At 36.4% G+C, this 17,203-nt stretch carries 15 protein-coding genes and 1 rRNA gene; 10 read left to right on the forward strand and 6 right to left on the reverse strand.

All coding sequences use genetic code 11. The features are described from left to right. The first annotated feature begins 15 nt into the window (after positions 1 to 15). The 6 genes from ACFS6I_RS19140 (at position 16) to ACFS6I_RS19165 (ending at position 6,939) form a co-directional block, all read left to right on the forward strand. Positions 16 to 1,026, forward strand: a complete 1,011-nt coding sequence (locus ACFS6I_RS19140; RefSeq protein WP_132770020.1) for an inorganic phosphate transporter — start codon at positions 16 to 18, stop codon at positions 1,024 to 1,026. Positions 1,027 to 1,274: 248 nt separating this feature from the next. Continuing rightward, on the forward strand, positions 1,275 to 2,651 hold the full coding sequence (locus tag ACFS6I_RS19145) for an OmpA family protein (protein ID WP_380923048.1): 1,377 nt from the start codon (positions 1,275 to 1,277) through the stop codon (positions 2,649 to 2,651). A gap of 178 nt (positions 2,652 to 2,829) precedes the next feature. After that, on the forward strand, positions 2,830 to 4,236 hold the full coding sequence (locus tag ACFS6I_RS19150; RefSeq protein WP_380923075.1) for a tetratricopeptide repeat protein: 1,407 nt from the start codon (positions 2,830 to 2,832) through the stop codon (positions 4,234 to 4,236). Beyond that, positions 4,237 to 4,980 carry a shikimate dehydrogenase family protein gene (locus ACFS6I_RS19155; protein WP_380923050.1) on the forward strand — a complete coding sequence of 248 codons (744 nt, stop codon included), beginning with the start codon at positions 4,237 to 4,239 and terminating at the stop codon, positions 4,978 to 4,980. It abuts the gene before it with no gap. An 82-nt stretch (positions 4,981 to 5,062) separates the two neighbouring features. Next, positions 5,063 to 5,704 (forward strand): MBL fold metallo-hydrolase, encoded by a 642-nt coding sequence (locus ACFS6I_RS19160; RefSeq protein WP_380923052.1) that lies wholly within the window; start codon positions 5,063 to 5,065, stop codon positions 5,702 to 5,704. A gap of 5 nt (positions 5,705 to 5,709) precedes the next feature. Beyond that, the gene (locus ACFS6I_RS19165; protein ID WP_380923054.1) at positions 5,710 to 6,939 is read left to right on the forward strand and encodes an FtsX-like permease family protein; all 1,230 of its coding nucleotides are present in this window, start codon (positions 5,710 to 5,712) and stop codon (positions 6,937 to 6,939) included. Between the two features lie 8 nt (positions 6,940 to 6,947). Here the strand turns inward: ACFS6I_RS19165 and ACFS6I_RS19170 are convergent, their stop codons facing one another. Together ACFS6I_RS19170 and ACFS6I_RS19175 are read right to left on the reverse strand one after the other, a co-directional pair. After that, a complete protein-coding gene (locus ACFS6I_RS19170) occupies positions 6,948 to 7,580 on the reverse strand; it encodes a hypothetical protein (RefSeq protein ID WP_021190737.1) in 633 nt (210 codons plus the stop codon). A gap of 62 nt (positions 7,581 to 7,642) precedes the next feature. Then, positions 7,643 to 7,924, reverse strand: a complete 282-nt coding sequence (locus ACFS6I_RS19175) for a NifU family protein (RefSeq protein ID WP_021190738.1) — start codon at positions 7,922 to 7,924, stop codon at positions 7,643 to 7,645. Positions 7,925 to 8,153: 229 nt separating this feature from the next. On the opposite strand from ACFS6I_RS19175, the gene ACFS6I_RS19180 reads away from it, so the two are divergent. The 4 genes from ACFS6I_RS19180 to ACFS6I_RS19195 all read left to right on the forward strand — a co-directional run bounded on the left by ACFS6I_RS19180 (position 8,154) and on the right by ACFS6I_RS19195 (position 11,253). Further along, positions 8,154 to 9,095 carry an outer membrane protein assembly factor BamD gene (locus ACFS6I_RS19180; RefSeq protein ID WP_132770027.1) on the forward strand — a complete coding sequence of 314 codons (942 nt, stop codon included), beginning with the start codon at positions 8,154 to 8,156 and terminating at the stop codon, positions 9,093 to 9,095. Continuing rightward, complete coding sequence (locus tag ACFS6I_RS19185) at positions 9,079 to 9,408, forward strand: DNA-directed RNA polymerase subunit omega (RefSeq protein WP_132770029.1); 330 nt, start codon at positions 9,079 to 9,081, stop codon at positions 9,406 to 9,408. The genes ACFS6I_RS19180 and ACFS6I_RS19185 overlap by 17 nt, the downstream gene beginning before the upstream one ends. A 20-nt stretch (positions 9,409 to 9,428) precedes the next feature. Continuing rightward, a complete protein-coding gene (coaBC, locus tag ACFS6I_RS19190) occupies positions 9,429 to 10,640 on the forward strand; it encodes a bifunctional phosphopantothenoylcysteine decarboxylase/phosphopantothenate--cysteine ligase CoaBC (RefSeq protein ID WP_380923057.1) in 1,212 nt (403 codons plus the stop codon). Between the two features lie 223 nt (positions 10,641 to 10,863). After that, on the forward strand, positions 10,864 to 11,253 hold the full coding sequence (locus ACFS6I_RS19195; protein ID WP_380923059.1) for an SRPBCC domain-containing protein: 390 nt from the start codon (positions 10,864 to 10,866) through the stop codon (positions 11,251 to 11,253). Positions 11,254 to 11,290: 37 nt separating this feature from the next. Here the strand turns inward: ACFS6I_RS19195 and ACFS6I_RS19200 are convergent, their stop codons facing one another. The 4 genes from ACFS6I_RS19200 to rrf form a co-directional block, all read right to left on the reverse strand. Next, entirely contained in the window at positions 11,291 to 12,595 is a 1,305-nt protein-coding gene (locus ACFS6I_RS19200; protein ID WP_380923061.1) for a TolC family protein, read from the reverse strand. A 1-nt stretch (position 12,596) separates the two neighbouring features. Beyond that, positions 12,597 to 15,674 (reverse strand): efflux RND transporter permease subunit, encoded by a 3,078-nt coding sequence (locus ACFS6I_RS19205; RefSeq protein WP_380923063.1) that lies wholly within the window; start codon positions 15,672 to 15,674, stop codon positions 12,597 to 12,599. 8 nt (positions 15,675 to 15,682) lie between these two features. Further along, positions 15,683 to 16,741 (reverse strand): efflux RND transporter periplasmic adaptor subunit, encoded by a 1,059-nt coding sequence (locus tag ACFS6I_RS19210; RefSeq protein WP_380923065.1) that lies wholly within the window; start codon positions 16,739 to 16,741, stop codon positions 15,683 to 15,685. A gap of 214 nt (positions 16,742 to 16,955) precedes the next feature. Next, positions 16,956 to 17,067, reverse strand: a 5S ribosomal RNA gene (rrf, locus tag ACFS6I_RS19215). Between the last annotated feature and the right edge of the window lie 136 nt (positions 17,068 to 17,203).

Below are 17,203 nucleotides of genomic sequence, written 5' to 3' on the forward strand. Positions count from 1 at the left end.
TAACACATTCATATTATGATGTCAACATTATTAATTGTTGTAATTATACTAGCGATTGCTTTTGACTACATTAATGGTTTTCATGATGCGGCCAACTCAATTGCTACAGTTGTTTCAACAAAAGTACTAACCCCCTTTATGGCAGTATTGTGGGCCGCGATTTTCAACTTCGCAGCTTACTTTTATTTTACCGACCATAAAGTGGCCAATACGGTTGCAAAAACTGTATTAGAAGAATATATTACATTAGAAGTTATTTTTGCTGGTTTATTAGCCGCGATAGGTTGGAACCTTTTCACTTGGTACTATGGTGTACCATCCAGCTCTTCTCACACGCTTATTGGTGGATTTGCAGGTTCAGGTATGGCTTATGCTTTCATTGTAGGTGGAGATCCAATCCATGCGATTAACATTGATGCAACATTAAAAATCATTGCATTTATTGTCCTCGCCCCCATTATCGGGATGATCATATCCATTATCATCACACTTGTCATTATTAATATTGCCAAAAACTCAAGACCTGCAGTGGCAGAGAAATGGTTTAAAGTATTGCAACTCGTTTCTTCTGCGGCATTAAGTTTTGCTCATGGTGGTAATGATGCGCAAAAAGTAATGGGTATTATCTTAGTTGCAATGGTTGCAGGAGGTTATTTACCCAACACAGAGCACATGCCCGAGTGGATTCCATTAACCTGTTACCTAGCAATTTCATTGGGAACAATGAGTGGTGGTTGGAAAATTGTAAAAACAATGGGTACTAAAATTACAAAAGTGACTCCTTTGGAAGGTGTAGCAGCAGAGACTGCAGGTGCTTTGACTTTAGGACTTACTGAACACTTTGGTATTCCAGCTTCTACTACACATACCATTACTGGTTCAATTATCGGGGTAGGTATTGTTAAAAGAGTATCGGCAGTAAGATGGGGGGTTACCATTAGTTTATTATGGGCCTGGGTATTAACTATTCCTGTCTCTGCATTGCTTGGGGCGATCACATTGTTTATTATACACTACATATTGTAATAATTTAAATTATTTTCTCAAAAAAATATAAAGTAAAACAAAAATTTGGTACATTCGTCCGGATTTTTGTTTTACTGCTTTGCAATAAAAGCGGGAAAATTGAGTTTTTATTATAGTAAGAATTAAAACTATTGATCCTTTTTTAATTTCGGCACGGTGTTTGATTATTTCAAACCGTGATTGCACTTTAAACAATTGCATACAAAACAAGAACAATTAAAATTTAATAATAACCTTAAAACAAGAGTATGAACTATTCTACAATTAAAAAAACAGCTGTTGCTGCTTCCTTAGTTGCCGCTTTAGGCTTCGCTGATGTAGCACAAGCTCAAACTGTATTTGGTGGAAGATCACAATACAGAACTTGGTCAATCGGTGTTCAAGGTGGTATCACTACACCTAACGCTTTGGTCGGTGGATCTAATAACTTCGGTCAGAAAGTTGGTTACTTCCAAAATAAAGTAGGTGAGTACTACGGATTAACAGTTCGTAAACAATTTTCTCACTTATTCGGTTTAGAATTAGAAGGTAACCGTGGTAAAATCAAAACTTTCAACAAAAACAACGCAGTTGAAAGTACAAAATGGCTTGCTGGTGGTGCTAAATCTGCTGAAACTGAAGTTAACTGGGCTGCTAGCTTAAATGGTGTATTCCAATTAGGTACGATCGATTTCTTGAGAAGAGAAAATTCAGTAAACTTTTACGCTAAAGTTGGTTTAGGTGTTATGGCTAGTAATCCTGTTCAATATGCGAACAATGATTTTACTGGTGCAGAATATTCAAATAAAGGTAAATGGGGTGAAGAAATCTTCGGAGACCGTGAAAAAGTTGGAGATAGAGATTTCAAATTGTCTGCTTACGTTCCTGTAGGTGTTGGTGCTAAATTCAAATTATCTGAAGTTGTTGCTTTAAACTTAGGTTACACAATGAACTTCACTGATGACAATTTATTGTTTGGCCCAGGACGTTCAGATGTTAAAGGTAAATTCTCTAACGTATACGGTGGTTTAGAATTCACTTTAGGTTCAAGAGACAAACAAAACTTGACTTTTGCTAACCCAGTTGCTACAATGTATGATGAGTTGAAAGATCCTTCATTACGTAACGAAGTTGAAGCTTTAAAACAACGCGTATCTACTTTAGAAGGTACAGTTAATGCTTTAAATACTGATTCTGACGGTGACGGTGTTTCTGATAAATTCGATAAAGAGCCTAACTCTCCTGCAGGTGCAGTAGTTGATGGATCTGGTCGTCAAATCAAATTCCCTGAGCCAGTTGCAAATGAATTCACTTCATCAAACGGTTACGTTGCTCCTATTCAATTTGAATTTGATAGCTCTGTATTGAAAACTCAATCTTACGCTACATTAGACAAAGTTGCTAAAGAAGTACGTGATAACAACTCATCTGTTACTTTAGATGGTTATGCATCTGCTGAAGGTTCTGAAGCTTACAACGTTTCTTTATCTAAAGACCGTGCTAACGCAGTAAAACAATACTTAGTTAACGCTGGTGTTGCTTCTTCTAAAATCACAGCTAACGGTTACGGTGAGGCTAATCCAGTAGCATCTAATGCAACTGAAGAAGGTCGTGTTCAAAACCGTCGTGTTGAGATCAAAAAATAATTATAGCTAACATATAATTTAGAAAGCCGATTCGTAAGAATCGGCTTTTTTATTTTGCATACTTTAATCCGTATCTTTGTATTGTTAAATTAATTTTATTAGTAAATTAATTAGACATAGTTATTAAAAATCACTATTTTCAACTAAGTTGGGTTTATTGATAGATTAAACAAGGATGATGGAAGAGGAATTTGATTTTGAATCCCCTGAGGAAAGAAAAATCTCGGTGGATCGGTACGAAGAAATGATTAGGAACGAAGACCAATATTTCTTTGATTCCAAAGCATTTGAAGGGATTATAGACTATTATATTGAAAAAAATGATCCTATAAAAGCATTACAGGTTGCCGATTACGCAATTAATCAGCACCCTTTTGATATTACATTTTTACTCAAACAGGCACAGCTGTATTCTTCAACACAGCAATTTGATAAAGCATTGCATGCACTGGCAAAAGCGGAATTGTTAGAACCCTCTGAAGGAGATATTTTTTTTATCCGAGGTGGAGTCTATGGTTCTAGAGGACAATTTAACGAAGCCAAGGAGCAATTATTCCAAGCATTGAGCCTTTCTGACAATAAAGATGAAATCTATTTCCACATTAGCGTAGTTTATCAAGGAGAAGGTGATTTTGAAAAAGCGATATACTATTTAAAGAAAACGCTTGAACTCAATATGGAAAATCAAGAAGCACTTTATGAACTCGCTTACTGCTATGACATATTGGACAAACAAGAAGAGAGCGTAGAGTTTTACAAAAAATACATCGATTCTGAGCCTTACTCTTACTATGCCTGGTATAACCTAGGTAACGCTTATCACAAGCTTACGCAATATCCGGAAGCGATTGATGCTTACGATTATGCTATTTTAATTAAAGAAAATTTTTCTTCAGCATACTTTAATAAAGGAAATGCTTTAGTAAACCTTGATCGCTACCAGGAGGCTCTAGAGGTCTATAAACAAACTTTTGAATATGAAAAACCTAGCGCCGACACTTACTGCGCTATAGGGGAATGCTTAGAAAAATTAGAGCAAATGGAAGAAGCGCGAGTTTTTTATAAAAAAGCAGTCAAAATGGACGGTGATTTAGCTGATGCCTGGTTTGGGATCGGCGTTACACTAGATTTTGAAGAAAGACACTTTGAATCACTCCATTTTTATAAAAAAGCACTTGAACTTGACGATGCTAATCCAGATTATTGGTTTGCAATCGCGGATGCTCGCTATAAATTAAAACAGATTGATCTTGCACAAGAAGCATATGCTAAGGTTGTCGCATTAAATCCGCTAGATGTTGATGCCTGGTTAGATTATTCGTCTATTTTCTTTGAACAAGATAAAGTAGATGAGGCAATTGAAATTGTATCTGAGGCTATTACAAACAACCCCGAAGCGGCAGAATTATATTTTAGAATGGTAGCCTATTTATTTGCTAATGGCAAGTATAATGATGCCATTGTGTTTCTTGAATTAGGTTTGGCAACTGACCCTGAAAAACATCACATTCTTTTTGATTATCTTCCGCAATTGCAAGGCAATCATATTATTTCAGAAATCATAAAAAAATATACTCCTAAATAAATGAAGAAATTAGGACTCATCGGTTTTCCATTAGGACATTCATTTTCTAAAAAATACTATCTGGATAAATTTGATAAAGAAATTATTACAGATATTAACTATGATCTATACAGTATAGAAGACATTCGGGAATTTGAGCGGATTTTTAACGATCAGAACTTTTATGGTGTTAATGTAACAATACCACATAAGATCAATGTACTACCTTATCTTCAGGAGCTATCTCCTGAAGCCGAAGCAATTCAGGCGGTCAACTGTATTCAGATTAAACATACGCCTTCAGGACCTTATTTAAAAGGCTTCAATACGGATGTTTACGGCTTTAAAGAATCGCTGAAACCACTGCTGGAAGAGCAACATACAAAAGCATTGATTCTAGGCAATGGAGGTGCAGCGAAAGCTGTGGAGTATGCATTAAATGAACTTGGAATTAATTATAAATTTGTTAGCCGGAATAAAAGTGAAAATAATCTGATCTACAGCGAACTTGATGCCGACATCCTCAACGAACATTATATTATTATTAACTGCTCGCCTGTCGGAACTTTCCCTAATATTGAAGATGCGCCCAATATTCCCTATCAATATATTGGCAATAAACATTTATTGTACGATCTTGTTTATAATCCAGCAGAAACCGCATTTCTTAAAAAAGGGAAAAACAATGGTGCAAAAATTAAGAATGGACTGGAAATGCTTGAGCTTCAAGCAGAAAAAAATTGGGAAATTTGGAATGAATTGTAATTACAATTATTCATTCACAGTGGCCTAATAGAAAATCAGTTGAATACCCTACATTCGAAATAAAACTTTATTTTTACAAATTATGTTGCAGATCAAGACTTTTACCTTTAACCCTTACCAAGAAAATACGTACGTCATTTATGATGAACAAAAAAACTGTGTCATCATTGACCCCGGCATGTATGGACCAGCTGATGAAAGAACGTTGACAGACTTCATTGAGCAAAATAGTTTAAATCCAAAGATCTTATTAAATACACATTGTCACATTGACCATGTACTAGGTAATAGATTTATATTTGACACTTATGGTCTTTATCCCCAGTTTCATGAGGGAGAACTTCCGGTATTGATCGAGGTACAGAACTATGCTCCACAAATGGGTTTCAGGTATGATATCTCCCCGATTGGAGAAACATTTCTTACTGAAGAGAATGTGATAAAGATTGGTGATCATGAATTGAAAATTATATTTGCTCCTGGTCATTCCCCTGCTCATTTATGCTTTTATAATGAGCCACAAAAATTTCTGATTGGCGGCGATGTTTTATTTAGAAACAGCATTGGTAGAACAGACCTTCCAGGAGGTAATCATGACTTGTTATTAAAGAATATCAAGGAAAAAATATATGTACTTCCCGATGAAGTTACTATTTATCCTGGACATGGACCGACTACGACCATCGGTTTTGAAAAAGCGACCAACCCATTTATTAGAGGCTAATCACAATGAACTTACCATACCTTTTTGCTAAAAGATACTTATTTTCAAAAAAATCTGTTAATGCGATCAATATTATATCAGGTATTAGCATCGTTGGTGTTATGGTAAGCAGTGCAGCACTCATTATCTTACTGTCTTCATTTAACGGTATGGAAAACCTGATAATTTCCATGTACAGCCAGTTTGTGCCAGAAATAAAGATAGAACCTGCTCAAGGAAAGCTGTTTGATGCAAATCAACCTGCTATCCTTGCGTTAAAAAAAGATTCCAATGTAATCGATTACACCGAAGTATTGCAGGAAAAGGTACTGCTGGAATACGATAACCGCCAGTATATTGGTACTATTAAAGGTATTCAGGCAAATTCAATAGACCATAAAAGCAAAGATAGTTTACTAATAAGTGGAAGTTATACCTTGCAAACTGACAGTATTCCATCTGCGGTTATTGGAGCAGGTGTTCAAGCAAACTTGGGCGTATCCATTCACAGTGGCCTCCGTAACATTGATGTATATTCACCTAGAAAGGGGGCTAAAAATGCAGCAAATCCTGCCGATGAATTTAATATCAGATCTATACAGCCAAAAGGGATATTAAAAAGTCAACAAGATTTTGACAATTTAATTATCACCCCAATTTCCTTTGCACAAGAAGTGCTTGGAGAATATGATCGCATTTCAGCAATTGAATTTTATGTAAAAGACAAAGCAAATCTTCAACATTTCAAAAAGAAACTACAGACCGATCTTGGAGAAAAATATATTGTAAAAAACAGGGAACAACAAAATCCAACTCTTTATAAAAATGTTCGCGTTGAAAGATGGGCCGTATTTTTTATTTTGACATTGATCAGTATAATCGCCCTTTTCAATATTGTAGGATCATTAACCATGCTCGTACTAGATAAAAAAGAAGATATGAACATCTTAAAGAATCTCGGTGCTAACAGCTCGTTAATACAAAGAATATTTTTCTATGAAGGACTAATGATATCCTTAGTGGGGTGTGTAACGGGCTTGCTAATTGGTTACATCTTTTGTTATTTACAAATAAATTACGGTATCATAAAAGTGGAAGAGGGAGCTAATATGTTAATTGATAGCTACCCCATTGCAATCCGTTGGACAGACTTTGTCATCGTCTTCTTTACCATAACAAGCATAGCCGGATTGATTGCCTATTTTACTTCGAAAATAAGTGTACTGGAATTAAATAAATTAGAAGCAACAGAATAAAGGATAATTTACTTCCCTTTTTTCCCTTTGGAAATTTGTTGAATTAAGCTGCCCCAAGCAAAAGGGTTTAATAGAGGATTCGCATACCGCTGATTAATAACTTTATTATTCATACTGCGATGATTATCATTTACATTATAATTATGCATCTCATCGGCAGTTCGAGGTACTCTAGCTGCCAAAGCATCTAAAGATTCCTTCGACAAATTTCGCTTCGCACGAATAATATTGTCTGAATCAACCTCCAGATTCATAAATGCAATGTTAAATTCCTCAATACTTGCCCAAGGATAAGGTGTCACCATCGGTAACTCCGTAATCAGATTTTTCATCACGATCGCCGTCGACAAACGATCACCCTGAATATTTGGAATAACATACCTTAAGGTCTCATAACCGACAGATGTAAAACGAAGCGTGTCTCCGACATGCGCTACAAAAGAGAAAAAGCCCTCGTTATTGGCCATATAGGCTTCATTGCGAAAGCTTTCATTCGTTATAGTTGTATAGCCCACAGGAAGACCAGAGCTAATCGTTTCTACAATACCACTAAACTGCAAGATTTTGCGCTCTTGGGAATATGAAGCATACCCCGAGAGAATGAAAAATAGAACAAAAATAAAGTGGTAGTTGAATTTCATAGCACAAATCTAAGACATTAACAGTTACACTGCTGTTAAATTGTGTTAATTAAAGCGGTCAATTATAATGCCTTAGGTGTCGGCAAACTAGCATTAGGGTCATTCATGTCCGTAATATTAATCGCTTCCACAGCAGTAATTTCAGGTACAGCCTTTCTAATAGCTTGTTCAAGACCAGCCTTAAAAGTCATAATACTCATAGAGCATGAAGCACATGCTCCTAATAATTTCAAACGAACAACATTATCTGCAGTGATTTCTTCCACACTAACATCACCACCATCAGTTTCCAAATACGGTCTAATTGTATCCAATGCTTGTTCAACTCTTTCTTTTAATGTCATACTAAAAACAATTTGAATGTAAATATAATCAAAATTTACTAAAATGATAAGAAGACTATCCGATTGATACTGTTTTTAAACAAGCAAATGACAATAGTATAAACATGCTAGAATTTATGGTTAAAAAAAGTTAATATGATTAAATTCATTGTATAGCTTCCAATATTGCACTATATTGCAACATAAAAATTTAATTGATTAGTATTACAAATTCACTTATCTTTGTAAAATGTTTTTAAATAGGCGTATAGCGGCTTTATGTGCCGGAATTTTGTTATTGGTATCGTTCAGTAGCTGTAAGAGTAAGTTTGAGAAGTTGCGAGCAAGCAATAATATCGCTCAGAAGTACGAAGAAGCGGTAAAACTATACGAAAACAAAAAATATAGCAAGGCTTTAATATTGTTCGAAGATTTAAGAACTAAATTTAGAGGACAGGCCGAAGCAGAAAATTTATATTATTTCACAGCTTTTGCAAGCTACAGACTAAAGGATTACACCTCTGCACGTTATCATTTTAAAGATTTCGCAGATGTTTATCCCAATAGTCCTAGAGCCGAAGAATGTCGTTTTATGTCTGCATATTGTTATTATCTAGATTCTCCAAAGTCAAGTCTTGACCAAGAGAATACAAGGAAAGCAATCGATGCACTACAGTTATTTGTCAATTTGTATCCTGAATCTGAAAGGGCAAAAGAAGCTGGTGAATTAATTCAGAAGCTGCGTGATAAATTAGAGCTTAAAGCATTTTCAAATGCTAGGTTGCTCTATGACATGGGATTAAACGATGACTACAGAGCTGCTGTGATTGCATTGCAAAATGTATTGAAAGCCTATCCTGATACCAAGTATGCAGAAGAAATTGAGTACCTTACGGTAAAATCTCAGTATAAACTTGCAACTCAGAGTAGTCCTGTCAAGCAAGCAGATCGCTTTTCTGAAGTTATTGACTATTATCGCTCTTTTGCAATGTCATTCCCGAATAGCAAATATATGAAGGAAGTTGAATCTCTTCGTGATAGCGCCGAGAAAAAAATGAAAACTGCGGCGACCTACATGGCAACTGTTAATAAAGCCATAGCCGAACAAGAAAAAGAAAGAAAAGCAGCAATAGCCGCTAAAGAAAATAAAGATAATAAAGATAATACCCAAAAAAATGAGTCAAAAAAATAACAGCACTGTAGCAACTTCAACTGTAACTCGTGATTTAAGACAATTAGACACCGTTACCGACAATATTTATGAGTCAATCGTAGTGATCAGCAAACGTGCTAATCAAATTTCTGTTGACATCAAAGAGGAGTTGAATAGCAAACTTGCAGAATTTGCTACTAACAATGATAACTTAGAAGAGGTATTCGAAAACCGTGAGCAAATTGAAATCTCAAAACACTATGAGCGTATGCCAAAAGCTACACTCATTGCGATTGATGAATTCTTACACGATAAGGTTTATTTCAGAAACCCCGCTAAAGAGCAAGAATAATTTGCTTTATCTCAGTTGATATGAGCTTAGCTAAAAAAAATATTGTGATTGCTGTATGCGGTAGTATTGCCGCATACAAAATTGCACATTTGACTAGACTGCTAGTTAAAGAAAAAGCGAATGTTCAGATCATTATGACAAAAGAAGCGGCTGAATTTATTACGCCACTCACGTTGTCAACCCTTTCAAATAACCCCGTTTTAATCGATTATTTCGATCCTAAAACAGGGGAATGGAATAATCATGTCCATATCGGATTACAAGCTGATCTGATACTGGTTGCACCAGCAACTGCCAATACTATTGGAAAACTAGCAAATGGAATCTGTGATAGCTTGTTAACTGCGGTCTATCTATCTGCAAAATGTCCTGTGTTTATAGCTCCTGCAATGGATCTAGACATGTGGAAACATCCCTCGACTCAAAACAATATCCGCTTACTCCAATCCTATGGAAACAGAATAATTCATCCAGGTAATGGAGAACTAGCTAGCGGCTTAATTGGAGAAGGAAGACTTGCAGAACCTGAAGAAATTTTAGATTTTATTACGCAAAGCTTTTCTCCTCAACTCCCTTTAAAAGGAAGGAATGCATTAGTGACTGCTGGACCTACATATGAAGCAATAGACCCTGTACGATTTATTGGGAATCATTCTAGTGGAAAAATGGGCTATGCTTTAGCAAAACAGCTTGTAGCGCTTGGAGCTAAAGTAACCTTAATCAGTGGACCTACCGCTTTAGAAGCGCCGCAAAACTTAGATCGTATTCAAGTTACTTCTGCACATGAAATGCTTGAAGCTGTCGTACAACATTTTTCACAATCAGACATTATTGTGATGAGTGCTGCTGTTGCGGACTATACTCCGATCGAAGTTGCTTCGCAGAAAATAAAAAAGAAAGAAGATCAATTCTCCATTGCACTCAAGAAAACAACAGATATTCTAGCATCTATCGGAACTAAGAAAACAGAAAAACAGCTCTTAATAGGCTTTGCTTTAGAAACAAATAACGAAGTTGAGCATGCAAAAGATAAATTAATGCGTAAAAACCTGGATTTCATTGTCTTAAATTCAATGCAGGATAAAGGAGCTGGTTTTGCAACAGATACCAATAAAGTAACTGTTATTGATCGTTTTCAGCATATTCAAGAATTTACATTAAAATCAAAAGAAGAAGTTGCAAAAGATATTTGTCAACTGATCGTACAACACCCTATTTTAACTCAAAAATAGTACTATAACCTGTAGCTTCTCCTCAAAAGCCGAACAAGATACTATTCCATCACAATTAAAGTGGATGAGATATTGCAAGAGGTCTTACCAAGTTGTTCTCTGGTAGATCACCCCATGATGACACAAATAGCAGTTTTCTAAATATTTTCCAAGAGTCTTTTTCATTCAAGAAAAGATTAAAATAGATGAAGGCACTCTTTCATAATTAACGTATTTTTGTGCTATGAAAGATTTCAAAAAATATTATATAATACCTGCAGAGCCAGAAGAAATATACCTAGCACTGACGACGGACATTACCATACGTCTTTGGACAGGTGATTTAGTAGAAATCGATCCTGTTATCGGTGGTGAATTCTCGATGTGGGATGGGGCTATCACAGGAAAATTTATCGATTTGGTTCCCAATAAAACGATTGTTCAGCAATGGTATTTTGGAGAAGAAGAGGCTGATTCCATTGTTACCATCAAACTACATGAACACAAAAAAGGAACTTCTGTCGAAATCAACCACATCAATATACCTGAAGAAGCTTATGATGATATTGTAGATGGATGGGATGATCCATACATGAGCTCTTTATTAGACTTCTATACAGAAGATGGACGCTAAGAGCCCTTTTAAGGCTCTTAGCTTATTTATAATAGAGTTAGAGGTCCAAGTTACCGACTAATTCTTTTAAACCTATCTCAGACAGCTTAGCCTGATAACTAGCCTCTTTAAGCCTGCTCATAGCATTTACATAGTTTTCTTGGGCATCTCTAAATTCAACTGCACTTATCGTACCTATCTTATACTTGTCTAAAGTTATATTTAAATTTTGCTTCGCGATTTTTTCATTTCGCTCTTCCAGTTTAGTTAAGCTGATATTTGTCACATAGCTTTGATATGCTTTCAAAATAGTGGCATTAATGAGCTCTTTGGATCTCTCAATTTCAATCGAAGCCTTTTCCACCATTTGTTTAGCCACTCGCTCACTCCTCCGTTGATTAAAACCATCAAAAATATTCATCGATGCCGTTACACCATAAGTCAAACCTCTTGCATTAGATTGAGAAACAAATCCCAAACTAGATTCTGATGACGAAAAATTATAGCCAGAATTAAGACGAACAACAGGTAAGCGTTTCGAGCGGACATCCTTTTGCTCCAGCTCGGCCAAACGTTTATCCAATTTGATTAATTGAAGCTCGATGTTTTGATTAGTAGCCTGTTCTAATAAAGCATTAATTTCCAAATTCTCATTGAATTGAAACTCATATTGAACCTTAAAATCTATCGTTAAATCCCGAGCCATCAATCTATTTAACTCTGTTTTCAAATTGGCAATTGTTTCCAATTTTTTTAATCGCAAGGATTGGTCCGCATTTAAGTTCACCTGTACATTGAGAACTTCCAATTTAGAAGCTTTTCCAATTTGAAAACGATTTTCTGCCGTTTTTAAACGATCAGTGGAAATAACTATTGAAGAATCTATGGTGTGCAAAAGATTCTCTTCAAGAACAATTGTATAATACATATTCAGCACATCGCCAACAGTTGTTAAAATGATCGATTTCAACTCGAGGTCACCCCTTGCTTTCAGTTGATTTAATTTCTCGTACCGCGCAAACATACCAAAGCCATCAAAAATGGTCCAGCCTAAACTAACACCATAATTCATGCTGTTATTTTTTGCGTTTTCCAACTCTCTCACCTCACCCGTACTTTGTGTTTGCTTGGAATTCTGATTACTGTTGCTCTGGCTAAAATTTGCAGTAAGATTTGGTAAGATTCCAGCATTCCCATATGTTGCATTTTCCTTAGCGATGATCACATCCTTCTTTGTCAACAATACATCAAAGTTATTTTCCATAGCTATAGCAACTGCATCGTGAGCAGTAAGCACATTTTGTGAGAAGGTACTCCCCACAGGAATAAAAAGCAAGGCTAGTAGATAAAAAATCTTATTCATATTAATCTTCAATATTCGTCAGTTCAGGATTGTATTTCTTTATTCTAGACCACATTAAATAGATTGCAGGAATCACAAATAAAGTCAATACGAGCGAAAACATAGTTCCTCCTACAATAACAACGCCCATTCCTATACGACTTGTAGAGGCTGCTCCCAATGACAAGGCAATCGGCAAGGCTCCAAGCGCGATTGCTAAAGACGTCATTAAAATCGGGCGTAATCGCCCTGCAGAAGCCTCAACAATTGCATCATATTTAGATTTTCCCTCTTCTCTTAGCTGATTGGCAAATTCTACTATCAAAATACCATTTTTTGTTACCAGCCCAATCAACATAATAGTTCCAATCTGACTAAATATATTCCAAGACTGACCAAATAACCAAAGTGAAAATAATGCTCCCGCAACGGCCAGTGGTACTGTAATAATAATGACGAAAGGGTCAATAAAACTTTCGAATTGCGCTGCTAAAATCAAATAAATTAACAGTAAAGCCAAACCAAAGGCAAACATTGTATTGGATCCACTCTCTTTAAAATCTCTCGACTCACCACCTAAATCTGTCGTAAAAGTTTCATCCAGTACCTTCGCTTTAATCCGGTCCATAGCCTCTATTCCTTCTCCTAAACTCTTTCCTGGAGCTAAACCCGCAGAAACAGTTGCGGACATATAGCGATTATTATGATAGAGCTGAGGGGGACTGCTCTGTTCCGCAATCTTTACAATATTATCCAGCTGAATCAATTGTCCATCCTTGTTCTTAACAAAGATAGAGGCAAGGTCGAGTGGCGTACTTGTATCTTTTTTATCAAACTGACCAATAACTTGATATTGACGCCCATTCATCATAAAATACCCAAATCGCTGTCCAGAAAGAGACATTTGTAATGTTTGAGCGACATCTAATATAGAAACACCTAAACTTAAGGCCTTTTCACGGTCAATATTGACGTAAAGCTCGGGTTTATTGAATTTCAAATTAACATCAGAGATTGAAAAAGTTGGATCATCATTCACCGCGTCCATAAATTCAGGTATTTTCTCTTCCAACTTCTGAAAATTAGGAGCCTGTATAATATATTGAACAGGTAGTCCTCCCCTTCTATTCACAGAGATAGTAGGTTGTTCCATAACTGAAACCTTCGCTTCAGAAGAAGATCGTGTCAAACGGGACAAATCACGTGCTATTTGCGCCTGCGTACGCTCTCGGTCCTCCTGCTGTACAAGACCAAGACGAATCATACCACTATTAGCCGCGGCTGACCCGAATCCGGGAGAAGTAATTACCAAACTGACATCTTTTTCAGGAACTGAATCATTGACAAGAGTTGTTAATTCAGTCATAAAACGATCCATATAATCATAAGATACTCCCTCAGGAGCAGTGACTCGCACTGTCAGATAGCTTCTATCGTCATATGGAGCCGTTTCCTTTGGTAATAAGCTAAAGAAAAGATAAATAAGACCAAAACAAGCTAAAACAATTGGATAACTGATCCATTTCTTCTTCAGAAATTTCACCAAAGAACCGGCATATCCATCTGTTAGCGCCACAAAATAAGGTTCTGTCCGATCATAAAATTTGGTTTTCTTCTGTTCTCCGCCCTTCATTAAATAAGCATTCAACATCGGAGTCAATGTTAAGGAAACAAATGCTGAGATAAGTACAGCAGCTCCAATTACGATTCCGAACTCCCTAAAAAGCCGACCTACGAATCCCTCTAAAAACACGACTGGTAAGAATACAGCAGCGAGTGTAATAGAAATCGATATAACAGCAAAGAAGATTTCATTAGAACCTTTAATAGCTGCCTGAATAGGGGACATACCTTCTTCCACCTTCTTAAATATATTTTCTGTGACGACAATACCATCATCAACAACAAGTCCTGTGGCAAGAACTATCGCTAATAACGTTAACACATTAATCGAGAATCCACAGAGATACATCACAAAAAATGTCGCAATTAATGAAACAGGTATATCAATTAAAGGTCGAAATGCAATCGACCAATCCCGAAAGAATAAGAAAATGATGAGGACCACCAGTACAACAGAAATCAATAATGTTTCCGCGACTTCTAGAACGGCTCGCTTAACAAAAAGCGTATTATCAAGGGCTATTTTCATGACAATATCATCAGGGAGGTCCTTTTTCAACTGATCAAATTCCTTGTAGAAACTTTTTGCAATCTCCAGATAATTCGTGCCGGGCTGTGGGATCACAGCCATACTCAACATGGGTAACCCTGAATCAGACATTTTAGTTTCGAAATTTTCAGCCTCTAGCGCAGCCTTCCCAACATCACTCAGACGGATAATACTATTTCCTGTCGATTTAATAATAATATTATTAAACTCTTCTTCCGAAGCCAAGTTACCGATAGTCTTTACTGTAAGCTCCGTATTGGAACCAGTTAATTTACCAGAAGGTAATTCAACATTCTGTAGGTTTAAAGCAGATCGTACATCCAGGACAGTAACACCATAAGAATTCAATTTCACAGGATCTAGCCAAAGTCGCATAGCGTATTTTTTCTGCCCCCAGATTTGTACCGAACTAACTCCTGGAATTGTTTGAAGACGCTGTGAAATCGTATTTTCAGCATAATCAGACAATTCCAAAATATTCTTTTCAGAACTTTGAACTGTCATGGTAATAATAGGTTCAGAGTCTGCATCAGCTTTTGATACCACAGGTGCTGCATCAATATCCTGAGGTAGGCTTCGAACAGCCTGTGACACCTTATCACGCACATCATTTGCCGCTTCCTCTAGGTTTTTACCTAGATTAAATTCTACCGTTATATTACTAGTACCTTGATTACTCGATGAGGAAATATTTCGGATCCCATCGATGGAATTAATAGCCTTTTCCAGAGGTTCCGTAATCTGAGACTCTATAATATCGGCATTAGCACCAGCGTAACTTGTCCTAACCGATATTTGAGCCGGGTCAATAGAAGGGAATTCTCGTACACCTAGGTAGGAATAACCAATGATGCCAAATAAGATCAACATCAAATTCAGTACAATAGTTAATACTGGGCGTTTAATACTTGTTGTAGATAAACTCATATAACCAATTAACGTAATGTAACCTTCACTTTAACATCATTCTTCAGCGACATTACTCCTGTAGTCAAAACAGTATCACCGTTCATTAAACCAGACAACACATTCACCTTATCCTTAGTTCTTCCTCCTGTTTCTACAATCACCTCTCTTGCTTTCCCCTCTTTTACAACAAATACTTTCTTTCCATTCTGTATAGGAATTAGTGCTTCGGAAGGAACCATTAAAGCATCATCAATGCTCTCCAGTGGTAAGATCACATTCACAAAGACACCAGGAACAAATTTATTATTTGAATTATCAGCACGAGCTTTTATTAGTAAAGTTCGAGTTGTCAAATCAACAGCAGGATCAATAGCAAAAATTTCTGCTGCAAAAACCTCCTTAGATTCAGGAATTGTAAATGAAATCTTTTTACCCACCGACACTCTACTTACATACTTTTCTGGGATCGCAAATGATAATTTAACACGATCTGACTTTACAAGTTTCGCAATAGGGGTAGTAGGAGTGATATATGCGCCTTTAGATACTGATCGCAAACCAATTATTCCAGAAAATGGTGCTCGTATGTATGTTTTAGATAATTGTGCTTCGATATATGCGATTTGCGATTTCGCCGTTCTATAATCAGAACTTGCAATATCATACTCCTCTTGACTAATCGCCTCTTTCTCCAGTAGCAGTTTTGCTCTTCGTTCATTTTCCGAAGTCAATTGCGTTCTCGTTTTAGCTTGCTCTAATTGTGCTAATAAATCTGAGGCAACGATTTTCACCAGTATAGCACCTTTGTTTACGCGACTTCCTTCAGAAAAATTTAATTGATCTATTAATCCAGAAACCTCAGAACGAATCTCTACTTGTTCATCTGGCTCAATCGTCCCTGTCAGATTAAGGTTGTCAGCGAACGATTCAGCAAAAATAACAGCACCATATACAGACATGGTACCCGCCTTTCCTTTTCCAGCTGTCGGAACTTCATTCTTTTCTTTATTTGTCGTTATTCTTTGCCAGATCAAGTATCCAAATACAAGAATTAGTAGTGCAATGACAATATATTTAATTTTCATAATCTAGTATAGCATATAGAAATGTGTAAAATACATTTCAATATTCAAGTTTATAAAAATTTAACGACTAAATAAGTAGAACTTCGTAATATTGTTATGATAATAACAGAATAAATAATACCATTATAAATTCCAGTTGTACAATTACAGATCTATAAAAAAGCATTATACAGCAAAAAGCCTCTAGAATATAATTCTAGAGGCTTTGTATAAAAAAAGGCATCGACCTACTCTCCCACCTGTTACGGCAATACCATCGGCTCTGGCGGGCTTGACTTCTCTGTTCGGAATGGGAAGAGGTAGACACCGCCGATATAGACACCTAAAATATTTTGAATCAACAATGTTGATGTAAACAAATCAGCTTAAAGCAAAATAGCCTTGTTAAAAGGCTATCCTGTATAAAAAAAGGCACCGACCTACTCTCCCACCTGTTACGGCAATACCATCGGCTCTGGCGGG

Source organism: Sphingobacterium anhuiense (assembly GCF_042686355.1).
Classification (GTDB): Bacteria; Bacteroidota; Bacteroidia; order Sphingobacteriales; family Sphingobacteriaceae; genus Sphingobacterium; species Sphingobacterium anhuiense.

Bases quoted from the DNA above. Each gene is read 5' to 3' on its own strand.
- ACFS6I_RS19160 (WP_380923052.1), top strand. From the start codon at position 5,063: ATGTTGCAGATCAAGACTTTTACCTTTAACCCTTACCAAGAAAATACG.
- ACFS6I_RS19205 (WP_380923063.1), bottom strand. From the start codon at position 15,674: ATGAGTTTATCTACAACAAGTATTAAACGCCCAGTATTAACTATTGTA.
- ACFS6I_RS19175 (WP_021190738.1), bottom strand. From the start codon at position 7,924: ATGACATTAAAAGAAAGAGTTGAACAAGCATTGGATACAATTAGACCG.
- ACFS6I_RS19200 (WP_380923061.1), bottom strand. From the start codon at position 12,595: ATGAATAAGATTTTTTATCTACTAGCCTTGCTTTTTATTCCTGTGGGG.
- ACFS6I_RS19185 (WP_132770029.1), top strand. From the start codon at position 9,079: ATGAGTCAAAAAAATAACAGCACTGTAGCAACTTCAACTGTAACTCGT.
- ACFS6I_RS19165 (WP_380923054.1), top strand. From the start codon at position 5,710: ATGAACTTACCATACCTTTTTGCTAAAAGATACTTATTTTCAAAAAAA.
- ACFS6I_RS19150 (WP_380923075.1), top strand. From the start codon at position 2,830: ATGGAAGAGGAATTTGATTTTGAATCCCCTGAGGAAAGAAAAATCTCG.
- ACFS6I_RS19180 (WP_132770027.1), top strand. From the start codon at position 8,154: ATGTTTTTAAATAGGCGTATAGCGGCTTTATGTGCCGGAATTTTGTTA.
- ACFS6I_RS19155 (WP_380923050.1), top strand. From the start codon at position 4,237: ATGAAGAAATTAGGACTCATCGGTTTTCCATTAGGACATTCATTTTCT.
- coaBC (WP_380923057.1), top strand. From the start codon at position 9,429: ATGAGCTTAGCTAAAAAAAATATTGTGATTGCTGTATGCGGTAGTATT.
- ACFS6I_RS19170 (WP_021190737.1), bottom strand. From the start codon at position 7,580: ATGAAATTCAACTACCACTTTATTTTTGTTCTATTTTTCATTCTCTCG.
- ACFS6I_RS19140 (WP_132770020.1), top strand. From the start codon at position 16: ATGATGTCAACATTATTAATTGTTGTAATTATACTAGCGATTGCTTTT.
- ACFS6I_RS19145 (WP_380923048.1), top strand. From the start codon at position 1,275: ATGAACTATTCTACAATTAAAAAAACAGCTGTTGCTGCTTCCTTAGTT.
- ACFS6I_RS19210 (WP_380923065.1), bottom strand. From the start codon at position 16,741: ATGAAAATTAAATATATTGTCATTGCACTACTAATTCTTGTATTTGGA.
- ACFS6I_RS19195 (WP_380923059.1), top strand. From the start codon at position 10,864: ATGAAAGATTTCAAAAAATATTATATAATACCTGCAGAGCCAGAAGAA.